Here is a 10567-nt window from a genome sequence, read left to right on the forward strand (position 1 = left end):
GGCCAAGCTTTTCTGGTCGGAACCCCCTAAGCCGAGTTTTCAAGGTGCTGCGCCGTCCACTTGGTTTTCGAGACTGGCCTTTTAATTCTAAAGTAAAGCCAACCTAGAACGGCGGGGTTTCAGACCCAAAATTTCCGATGAACGTAGGTTGGGTTGAAGCATGAAACCCAACGCCCGATTATGTTACGCTACCGCTAACCCATCCTACAAATAATTGTGCCTCCCTACTTAATAAGGTGGCTAAGGTGGGGTTGACTTTTAAGGGTTTTTCAATGTTTGAAATCATCGCTTATTTTCCTCTGTTTAATCGCTTTTCTGCTCTAGATAAACTTTTTTCTCAACCTTTAATTTCTCTTTTCCAGTAATTAAGTTTTCATCGGGGGATTTTTTTTGTTCCTCATTGGGATTTTTTGCAGCATTATTAGGGGATTGTCTTGATAGTCAGCGTCTTCTAGATCTTCAATAACGGATTTTTCAACATGGATTAGGTCGGCTAGTTGTTGTTGGGTTAATCCAGCTTTTGTACGAGAGTCATAAATCAGTTATGCGATTTCTGCGTTGATGGATTCTAGGGCGATTTGTTCTTGTATTGTGGGATCGTCTGCGATGATTTGATGAATGATTTTTATGGCATCTGTGGTTTTAGGCATATTTATTTTTAGTTAATTTCTTTTGTTAAAGATGTCCTCGATTTTTTGATAGTTCATTTAGGATCGTTGATTTCTAATAATTTAAAAGTTTGGGTGATGTCTTTTGTTACATAAACAAATTTTATATAATGCAATCTTACAATAATTTAGTAAATCCGGCTCTTCGGGACTTGGTATGGTTCGATATGGGAGCATAAATCGACTCAATCCTTATCTGGCAAAAGATTTAATTGATTAGTTCGCTCCAGATCGCAAACAATTGACAAAAATTGCGGCAATGTCTGTCTCTATAAAGGTTTCATTCCTTATAACCCCGTCCATTGCATAAGACAAACCGAAGAACCGTAAATCCTGCTGGTTCAAAATGACGATCAGAGGTAAGCTGTTCGTAATTTAAATTGCGTTAACAGAATTACCCTTGTTTTTCAACTTGCGATCCCACTTAATAATTAAACCTCCTTCATTTAAAAGTTGATGTAAAAGAGATTCTAATTCTTCAACTGATTTAAAAAGTCGATGAGCGATAAATTCTTTTGCCGAGTGCCAGACCAATTCAATGATATTTAAATCTGGGCTATAGGCGGGTAAATACTCTAAAATTAAGTTGGGCATATTTTCAGCAATTTTACCAACAACATCTGTTTTTTTGTGAATACTAGCATTATCGAGAATCAGGACAATCTTTCGACCCTTCTCTCGAAAATACTCCTCTTTATTCCCCGCTTCCACCCATTCTTTTATGATTTCTGTATAAAAAACTTTTACCACTTCATAAAAAGTTTCTGAATTTCCTTTTTTGATGAATTCTACGAATCTTTTTTTATCGGAATATCTCACTCCTCCCATCGCATTTACTCGACCACTTCTTCTTTGTCCGCTAACTTTTTTTCTTTGGCTTTTTTTCCCCCATGTTTTTCTTCTAATGACTCTTAAACTGAATCCACTTTCGTGAGGGGCTGTGTGGCGAACCTGCGTCGCCACCTTGAAAGCCCCGTCCCAAAACCATACCTGTAGCTTATTTGGCTCTTCTTTTGCTATTTTTAAGTATTCGGCTAATTTTTGTTTAAATTCTTTTCTTTTTTCAGGATTTTGTCGATCTTCTAAACTATATTTAGCCCAAATATAAACATACTTCTTTTTTTTTTAAATGTTCGTGACTTGAGAACTACTTAATTCTATACCTGTCTGTTCTGTCAGATAAGTGGCTAATCTTTTGGCTGTCCAACGGCCAAACTCATACCCCATTTCTTGAGGCTCTTTGTCAATTGTCTCTAACAATATTTTGATATACTCATCCGTCGCTTTTCGATAATTTCCCTCCATTCTCTTGTCTTTCAAGCTATCTAAATTATTGGCATCTCCAGGAATACACCAATAAGAGACTGTTCGCAGTGAACAGCCAATGAGTTTGGAGATTTGGACTTGAGTTTTCCCGTCATTTAACAACAACAATATCAAAACTCTTTCTCTAATGTAAGGATTTTCTTCTTTTTTTAGTGCTTTTTGTAACTTTTCTTTTTGTTCGGAATTCAAGTGATTAGGGGCTGGCATAGCTATTGATATTTGAATAGGTTACTGTTTCTATTATACGCTATTTAGATGCTGAACAGCTTAGAGACATTGCCCTAACTCTTGACATAACTCTTTAATTCTTTTTTCATTTTCTGATAACATTGAATTATTCCTCCCATCGAGATATATTCTGAATTGTAAATTATAACTATTATAATCTCATTTCTCTTTGTGATCAAGTAGAAGATTTTCTAGTTGTTGACGGCTATAAGCATTAATACTCATTGCATAATTGAGATGCTCCCATTTAATACGTCTTCAAAAGACTGAGCAGCTTTAACAGCTATTTCATCTGTTAGACTAATAAGTTCATCTTCTGGTTTCGGTTTGGGTAAGGGTAACTTTTCATCCACCTCGATGTAAATAGTCCCCTCCTCCGAGGTAAATTCCACTAAACGAGTCATAAAAATTCTCCTGTTTATTTTATTGCGGTTGCCTAGACTTAAGCAATCACAACTCCATCTTTTTGCTCTCATGCCTAATTATATCTCTTTACCAAGTGTTCGGTTGAAAGTCAGCATCATTAATAATTGCCACCGTATCCCCAGATGGTTTAATCACAAATAAGCCTTTTTTATAAGCATAGCGATCTACACCTTTGTTAATTTCAATTCCTGCCACTGCACCGTAGGCTCGATAGTTTTTGTAATGGGGAAAAGCGATTTTAAAACGAGTCAATTTTTCGATAAATTCATCTACATCATCTTGAGATAATCGAGATTTACATTCCACCACCACAAGATCGGTATCATCCACCCCTAGGATATCAATTTCCATGGCGATACCTTGACGCTTGACTCTAGCGCGGGGATAAACTTCCTTAATATCAATGCCTTTTTCCTGAAAAAGCCGTAAAACCGCCGGTTCTACCAATTCCTCCACAAATCGACCCCAGCGAGTGGTCAAACTATCTACCGCTTTGCTGGTTCGTTCTACGGTGCGTTTCAGTTCTGCCATCGAGCGCTCGGCTTCGGCGGCCCGGCGATCGCTTTCTAATTTCGCTTCGGCAGCTTGGCGCTCAAGTTCGGCAGCCCGGCGATCGCTTTCTAATTTCGCTTCGGCGGCACGGCGCTCGTTTTCTAATTTCGCTTCGGCAAAGATACGTTCCATTTCGGCCCGACGAAGATCGCTTTCCCTTAAACGGCGATCAAACTCCTCGGCCGAAGCGCGGAATAGCTGGTAAATATCCTCAAGGGTTACAGGTTCACTCATGGACTGACATCGAAAATAAAACACCCCTAATTATTTTAGCGATTCGGTCGAGAAAACCGAGGAGAGCGAGAGAGCAAAAACGAGATAAATATTAAGAATTATGTAGAAAACTTGACACAAGTATCGTGCTGTGTTATTGTCTGTTGTCTTGAATGTCAGGTGAAGAGCCTCGGTTTTACCGCAGTTAGAGCTTTCTAAACATTTTAAACCTTTGCTTTCAAGACTCGGTTAACAATTTGTAATATTCCTTACTAATTATTTATTCCTCCTTTTGCATGAGTGCCTGTTGCCTGTTGCCTGTCCTGATAGCGGATTTAGTAAGTACCTAAGCAAAATTAATTACACATTTCGATAAAGCTTTTGCCTCTTGCCTTATTGCCTCTTGCCTGTCTTCACTAGGAAATTTATTTTGCATGACTACTTATTAGTGTTCCTCTAGTATGTCACGGTCAAGTCTGTATTAAGGGAACTCGCATTATTTTCTCTACTGGAATGGAAATGCGAAACCTTTGCATCAGCGTACATCTGCCTTTTTCCGGATACAGGCAAAGCTCTCGATGCAACGCAAACCTGTTATAATCACCAACTAGATGGAATCCGTGACCGCCTGCAAATGTATCCAGGCTTTGGGGTGGGAAAGCTGCAATGACAACTGACTTTATCGAGATCTACGAACACGCTTTACGCCCAGAATTGTGCGAAGAGATCAGGCATCGTTTCGAAGCCAGCCACCGCAAGTCGGATGGACGGATCGGTCATGGAGTCGACAAATCCAAGAAGAACAGCACCGACATCACCATCACAGGCCTCTCCGAGTGGAGCGATTTGCACAGTCAGATACTCGACAGCACACTGCGTCACCTGATGTTGTACATTCGCAAGTATCCATACCTGGTCACGAGTGCGTTCGCATTAAGCTGGCAAGAGCCGGCTACCGGACTGGTCAGGCCGTTAACAACTTCGGATGTTGGAGCGGCATCGGACCTGGAACTCGCCGAGTATTTGTTCAGAGTATTTCGACCCGGAGCGATCAACGTTCAGAAATACTCGAAGAGTGTCGGTGGTTACTACTACTGGCATTCGGAAATCTATCCTTGCGACCCAGCTGCCGAGACGCTCCATCGCGTCCTTTTGTTTATGTTCTATCTGAACGATGTAGAGCGCGGTGGTGAGACGGAGTTCTTGTACCAAGAACGGAAGCTCAAGCCGACCTCTGGGACGATGGTGATCGCTCCCGCCGGTTTTACCCATACCCATCGCGGCAATGTGCCCGAGTCGCACGACAAATACATTCTGAGCAGCTGGATCTTGTTCAACCGCGCCGAGCAGCTCTATGCGCGCAAACCCAATCCGGCGTGAGACGACACCAGCGACACAAAGACAGGCATTGCCAACCTCGCCATTTTACTGGCAACCCGAACGTTGCGTGGCTCACGATAGACGGAGTCAACGGGCCACCGTCTGGTGATGGTAGCTCTCCACTCGCGCTTAGAAATTAATTGAATGGAAACCATCAGTAATCAGTGATCAATTAACCTTTAATCATGAGTCAGTTATGATGATGAAATTATTAAGCTCTGTAGTCATTTTGGCAAGTTTACTGAATGTTACACCTAGGATGGTAAATCATCCACCCCGACAAGTTGCTCAAGCGTCTAGCGTTTCTTCGATTCAAGGTTATTGTTTTTCAGTCGCTAATGATGATCTAGATTCTACGGCGAGGATTTATATTCAGGGAAATCAAGTCACGGGTCGGGTAGAAGCTACGATTCATAATGAACAAGAATCTTATTATAGTTCCTATACTCAAACCTTACAAGGAAGGAAAAATGGGAATCAGTTAAACTTAAATATCAAGACAAAAATTGAGTTAGATACTCAAACAACTCAAGAAAAATGGACGTTAACTTCAGATTCTTTGAATACGGGACGAGTCGTTTATCAAAAACAACCTTGTTTAGTATCTCAAATTCGGTTGGCACCAGGAACTAATACCACTACAGTTAATCAATCGGTTGTTCGAGGTAGTCGAAATATTTATTTATTAAGAGCGAATCAAGGACAGAGAATGGATCTGAAAATTACAGCATTAGAAAATAATGCCGTATTCGATGTGATTGCACCGAATGGGCAAACTTTGAAAACAGAAGCTACCCAATCTAGTTTAAAATTACCGGCTACTGGAAATTATGAAATAATTGTAGGGGGAACTCGTGGCAATGCCACCTATAAATTAAATGTTAAAATTCAATAAATAGAAGGAAACATGGAACAGCCTTGAGGTTGGGGGAGTCTTGACTCTTGCCTCATCTCAACCAGCAATTTAAATGCGCGGGCAGCTTATCCTATATGGTACTGTTTAATTTTATTCCCACAAAAGTTGATTATGTCCTTACCTGAACTCCCTCTTCATCTTCAATTAACCCAAATGATTTCGGGTTACTGGCTATCTCAAGCTAAGCTAAAACGCACTTAAACCACCTAAAATAAAAATGGCTCTTCGGTTTGTGTTATGCAATGGACGGGGGTTATAAGGGATGTAACCCTTATTTATAAAGACATTTGGCGATTTTTGTTAATTGTTTTCGATCTAGAACGAACTAATCAATTAAGTCTCTTGCCAGATAAGGATTTAGTCGATTTATGCCCCCCCTATCGAACCATACCAAGTAACGAAGAACCCATTTCTTAAGATAGACAACAGAATTTATCTCCGACTACTTAACGGCATTATTCAGGGGGGATATTCATACAATACTGAAAAACAATCGAACGTTGCTTTTTTTCCTCTCTATCCTATTTTATTCAAATAGATTGCATCTTTAACTTCTTTAATTTTGCCTATTTATGGTCTTATTTTTTCTAATTTATGTCTAATATTTGCCTTAATTTTTGTTTATAAAAATAGCAACATTTATCTGAATAAGAGAGGCTGTAAAAAGGTTTTAATTCTTATGTTAATTTTTCCTAACTCCTTTTTTTATAGCTGTTTTTATAGAGAAAGTTTATATTTGCTAACCACCTCTGCTTGTTTTTATTTCTTTCTGAATAAGAAATACTTTTGGTCTGGATTTTTGGGATTTTTTGCCAGTTTAACTAGAGTCACAGGAGTAATAATTTTTCTGGCTTTTGCTATCGAATTACTCTGGAAATATTTAAAGAAAAAAGAACTGCCCAAGAGAGAAAGTCTTTTCCTATTATTAATACCCTGTGGGTTAATTGCTTATATGGTATTTTTAGCGTGGAAATTCAACGAACCTTTGGCATTTGTTAAAATTCAGGATATGTGAGGTAGAAATGAGAGAGTATTTTCTTTAATTACTCGAATAAACTACTGGAAGAATATCAATTGTATGTTTCCCAAAGATGCCAATAATGCAGTTAGATTATTATAGCGGTTCTCACACCTGTGTGGCACACTTAAACCTTTGCTAATTAAGCTTTTCAACATCGATAATGTACCTCTTGCGAACAGGAAACGCTATAAATACTTTTTTTAGCTTCTCTTTTTGGCTCTTCGGTTTGTGTTATGCAATGGACGGGGGTTATAAGGGATGGAACCCTTATATAGAAAGAGATTTAGCGATTTTTGTCAATTGTTTTTTATCTAGAGCGAACTAATCAATTAAGTCTCTTGCCAGATAAGGATTTAGTCGATTTATGCCCCCCTATCGAACCATAACAAGTAACGAAGAGCCCTCTTTTTTAGGTATTTTGCTATTCTCTATCGTTAAAAAGCCTCTCAATATTTCCCTGTTAATTTTTGCCTTCCTGAGCATTTTTTTACCTTTAAGTACAGGAACAACACAATCAATGATGAGGTATATGATGACAATATTTCCAATATTTATTATTCTTGGATATTGGAGCCGAAAAAATTGTTATTTTTATGGATTTCTGTTATTCTTGTTTACCTATTTTTTATCCATTCTATTTCTTTGGTATGGTAATTGGGGCTGGATAGCTTAGTTGATCGTGCAGTTGAGTCAAATTACCCTAACTAATAATGCTAACATAGCTCTTTGCTCAGAGAGAGTCGATTGATTTGTTCAAAAATATCAACTAGATAGGGAATTATTGTAATCATAAATTAGAGGGCTCTTCTGGTTTCTGTGTGTAAACGAGGTCTATACTGATAGTTTCTTCTTTCAAAATAGTCCTAAAAGTCTTGCCCAGTAAGCATTTAACCTTACATAAGCAAAAATTATCACACAAAGTCGAGAAGAGCCATTAGAGTTATGAGCAAAAATGTTACTGACATTGCCGAATATCTATATCGGTCAATAAAATCAATAACAATTATAGGATAAGCGTTTAAACTTGATCGAGATTTCCTTGATTTAAATACAAAAATACTGAATATTTATCATCATCAGGCCCTGAACGCCAGCAAAAGAAAACCCCACAGACAAAGACCCTGTAATGATAAAATCGACAATGGCGACGGCTTGGCCATTAGTATTTTTTGCGTCGGACTAGCAGGAGATAAAAGCGTGACCTTTAAGATTGGTTTACTCGGTTTCGGGGTTGTGGGGACGGGAACAGCGAAAATCCTCCTCGATCCTTTTGGTCGTCATCCCGTACTCAAAGAGATTACCATTGGACGAGTGGGAGTTAGATCCCTAGATAAACCGAGAGAAATTGAGCTTTCTCCCCAGCTGTTGACCACTGACCTAGAATCGATCGTTACTGACCCCGAAATTGATATTATTGTCGAATTATTGGGGGGTTTGGAACCGGCACGCTCTTTAATTCTCCAAGCAATCGCATCGGGGAAGCACGTTGTTACGGCAAATAAGGCGGTTATTGCCCGTTTTGGCGATGAAATCTACGCCAAGGCCAGTGAAAAAGGGGTTTATGTCCTCCTAGAAGCGGCCGTGGGTGGTGGCATTCCCGTCATTAAACCCTTAAAACAATCCCTCGGCGCTAATCGCATCAGCAGCATCATGGGAATTGTCAACGGCACAACTAACTATATTCTCACGGAAATGAGCCAAAAAGGGGCAGATTTTAGCGAAGTGCTGGCCAAAGCTCAGGAATTAGGCTATGCAGAAGCGGATCCGACTGCGGACGTGGATGGATTCGACGCGGCCGATAAAATTGCCATTTTAGCTTCTTTGGGTTTTGGAGGTCGGGTAAAACGGGAAGATGTTTACTGTGAAGGTATCCGGCAAGTTAGCGCCGTCGATATCGCCTACGCTGATAGACTGGGATTTGTGATTAAATTATTAGCGATCGCGAAAGATACGGTTAAGGAAGATTCCGATACCCTAGAGTTGCGGGTTCATCCGACCCTAGTACCGAAAACCCATCCCCTCGCTAATGCTAACGGAGTCTATAACGCTATTCTGGTCGAGGGGGAACCCTTGGGACAAGTGATGTTTTACGGACCGGGTGCCGGTAGCGGACCGACGGCCAGCGCGGTAGTATCGGATGTGATGAATATCGTCGGAATTTTAAAAAGTAGTGGCAAAACCAAGGAACTTGACCCGCTTTTAAGCTGTATTCACCAGCATTATTGTCAAATCGCGCCGATGGAGTCGTTATCGACCCGTTTTTATGCTCGTTTTCTCTGTCGCGATGTGCCGGGGGTAATCGGTCATTTAGGTATGGCTTTCGGCGACCATGGGGTTAGTCTAGAATCCGTGGTACAAATTGGTATTAGGGGTGATTTAGCCGAAATTGTCGTTGTCACCCACGATGTACGCGAGGGCAATTTCCGCAACGCTTTAGCAGCCATAGAGTCTTTAGAAGCTATTGACAGCATTCCTAGTATTCTCCGGGTTTTGTAATTATAGAGATCGCTTTTTTATGGTCATGGGTCGGAGAATCAGAAGTGAGAAAAGTTGGCTAAGTTTAACTAGCACAATTTTGTTATTTTGTCTAGGTTTTTTGGGCTTAAATCAAAAATTAATTTTTGCCCAAGGGTCTGATAATGTTTGTCCCCTACCGATTTTATCAAGGTTACAACGCCATAAAATCCAAGCGGGAGAAACGATCGCCTCCATCGCCGAAAAATACGCTCTTATCCCGGCAACGATAATTAAACTCAATCCGACTATTCTCAAAAATGGTTCGGCCCCCGTGGGGAAAGAAATCTTTATTCCCCCGATGAACGGCATTCGCATCGAAGCGCCCAAGGGTTCCACTTGGCGCGATTTAGAAGCGGCCTATGGTATTCGTGCTGATATACTCTTTGAGCTTAACGGTTGTGGTCGCCGGCCGACAATAGTTTTTATCCCCGGCACCAATTGGTCCGCCACGGGCAAGCGCTCGGATTATACTGGATTAAGTTCTTATCCCTTACCCTTAGCCAGCACTGTCGGATTAGCCTACGGTTGGCAAAAAAGCCCCACGGAACAGAAAAATCTCTTTCATAGTGGTATTGATCTTCTCGCAAATGTTGGTACAAATGTTTTAGCTGCCGAGGATGGTCTAGTGATTTATGTGGGTCAGGAGGGAGCTTATGGTAATTTGGTAGTAATTAATCATTTAGGTCGCCGGCAGACCCGTTATGCCCATTTAAGCAGGGTAACAGTGAGAATTGACCAACGGGTACGAGCAGGAGACGTTATCGGTGCGGTTGGCACCACGGGACAACCGGATATTATTCCCCCCCATCTTCATTTTGAGGTGCGCTTAGATACTCCCGTCGGTTGGACAGCGCAGGATCCCGCTTTGCATTTGCCCCAAATCGGCCCGCAATCAAGTCAAAAGTAAACGGTTAAGTGGGATTATTGATTTATTTAGGGCTTGCTGAATAATGGTAAAACCCTTTTAAAATAAGGCTTTTGACCTGTTAAAGTCCGATGTTCATGCTGCGAAAATAGGATTGGGACTTTCAAAAACCTTGCATTATCCTTCTTGTAGTACATAGCTTGGTACAAAAAACAAGGGCAACAAAGCCTGAAACGACCGGCTACTGACGACCGGCTCCTGACTCCTACCCCCAGGAAAAACTTTTTCAGCAGACCCTATTTAACTTTGACAAAGGGAAACTTATTTTGTCACCCCTGGAAGTCAATCCATCTGGTCAAGATAAGAGATAATATTCCTGGCAAGGTTTGGGAAAAAATCTCAAAATGTTGCGCCTCTCATCCGTTAAGTTGCTAATCTTTTGATTGTCTTGAATA

At 40.6% G+C, this 10567-nt stretch carries 8 protein-coding genes and 3 pseudogenes; 7 read left to right on the plus strand and 4 right to left on the minus strand.

Annotation, left to right across the window (positions count from 1 at the left end; translation table 11 throughout):
* Positions 1-365 precede the first annotated feature (365 nt).
* The 4 genes and pseudogenes from IM509_RS24135 to IM509_RS14705 form a co-directional block, all read right to left on the minus strand.
* A pseudogene (locus IM509_RS24135) lies at positions 366-650 on the minus strand (helix-turn-helix domain-containing protein).
* A gap of 393 nt (positions 651-1043) precedes the next feature.
* Positions 1044-2201, minus strand: a pseudogene (locus IM509_RS14695) (IS630 family transposase).
* A gap of 242 nt (positions 2202-2443) precedes the next feature.
* Positions 2444-2626, minus strand: coding sequence for a hypothetical protein (locus tag IM509_RS14700; RefSeq protein ID WP_272079433.1), 183 nt, complete (start codon positions 2624-2626; stop codon positions 2444-2446).
* Positions 2627-2714: 88 nt separating this feature from the next.
* On the minus strand, positions 2715-3434 hold the full coding sequence (locus tag IM509_RS14705) for a hypothetical protein (protein WP_052275620.1): 720 nt from the start codon (positions 3432-3434) through the stop codon (positions 2715-2717).
* Positions 3435-4079: 645 nt separating this feature from the next.
* On the opposite strand from IM509_RS14705, the gene IM509_RS14710 reads away from it, so the two are divergent.
* From IM509_RS14710 to IM509_RS14735, 7 genes and pseudogenes are all read left to right on the plus strand, one after another.
* A complete protein-coding gene (locus IM509_RS14710; protein WP_185237818.1) occupies positions 4080-4793 on the plus strand; it encodes a 2OG-Fe(II) oxygenase in 714 nt (237 codons plus the stop codon).
* On the plus strand, positions 4768-4902 hold the full coding sequence (locus tag IM509_RS14715) for a hypothetical protein (protein ID WP_260441352.1): 135 nt from the start codon (positions 4768-4770) through the stop codon (positions 4900-4902). Before IM509_RS14710 ends, IM509_RS14715 begins: the two co-directional genes overlap by 26 nt.
* 87 nt (positions 4903-4989) lie before the next feature.
* Positions 4990-5688 (plus strand): hypothetical protein, encoded by a 699-nt coding sequence (locus IM509_RS14720; protein WP_002787762.1) that lies wholly within the window; start codon positions 4990-4992, stop codon positions 5686-5688.
* A 54-nt stretch (positions 5689-5742) separates the two neighbouring features.
* Positions 5743-5892 (plus strand): annotated as a pseudogene (locus IM509_RS24365) (methyltransferase); the annotation flags it as partial.
* Positions 5893-6388: 496 nt separating this feature from the next.
* Positions 6389-6724, plus strand: coding sequence for a hypothetical protein (locus IM509_RS14725; protein WP_223210358.1), 336 nt, complete (start codon positions 6389-6391; stop codon positions 6722-6724).
* Positions 6725-7927: 1203 nt separating this feature from the next.
* On the plus strand, positions 7928-9226 hold the full coding sequence (locus tag IM509_RS14730; protein ID WP_052278369.1) for a homoserine dehydrogenase: 1299 nt from the start codon (positions 7928-7930) through the stop codon (positions 9224-9226).
* Between the two features lie 19 nt (positions 9227-9245).
* Positions 9246-10154: a LysM peptidoglycan-binding domain-containing M23 family metallopeptidase gene (locus tag IM509_RS14735; protein ID WP_002787765.1), complete on the plus strand. Its 909-nt coding sequence runs from the start codon at positions 9246-9248 to the stop codon at positions 10152-10154.
* Positions 10155-10567 lie beyond the last annotated feature (413 nt).

The organism is Microcystis sp. M31BS1 (assembly GCF_020245285.1).
Classification (GTDB): Bacteria; Cyanobacteriota; Cyanobacteriia; order Cyanobacteriales; family Microcystaceae; genus Microcystis; species Microcystis panniformis.

Bases quoted from the DNA above. Each gene is read 5' to 3' on its own strand.
- IM509_RS14720 (WP_002787762.1), top strand. From the start codon at position 4,990: ATGATGATGAAATTATTAAGCTCTGTAGTCATTTTGGCAAGTTTACTG.
- IM509_RS14705 (WP_052275620.1), bottom strand. From the start codon at position 3,434: ATGAGTGAACCTGTAACCCTTGAGGATATTTACCAGCTATTCCGCGCT.
- IM509_RS14735 (WP_002787765.1), top strand. From the start codon at position 9,246: ATGGTCATGGGTCGGAGAATCAGAAGTGAGAAAAGTTGGCTAAGTTTA.
- IM509_RS14715 (WP_260441352.1), top strand. From the start codon at position 4,768: ATGCGCGCAAACCCAATCCGGCGTGAGACGACACCAGCGACACAAAGA.
- IM509_RS14710 (WP_185237818.1), top strand. From the start codon at position 4,080: ATGACAACTGACTTTATCGAGATCTACGAACACGCTTTACGCCCAGAA.
- IM509_RS14725 (WP_223210358.1), top strand. From the start codon at position 6,389: ATGTTAATTTTTCCTAACTCCTTTTTTTATAGCTGTTTTTATAGAGAA.
- IM509_RS14700 (WP_272079433.1), bottom strand. From the start codon at position 2,626: ATGACTCGTTTAGTGGAATTTACCTCGGAGGAGGGGACTATTTACATC.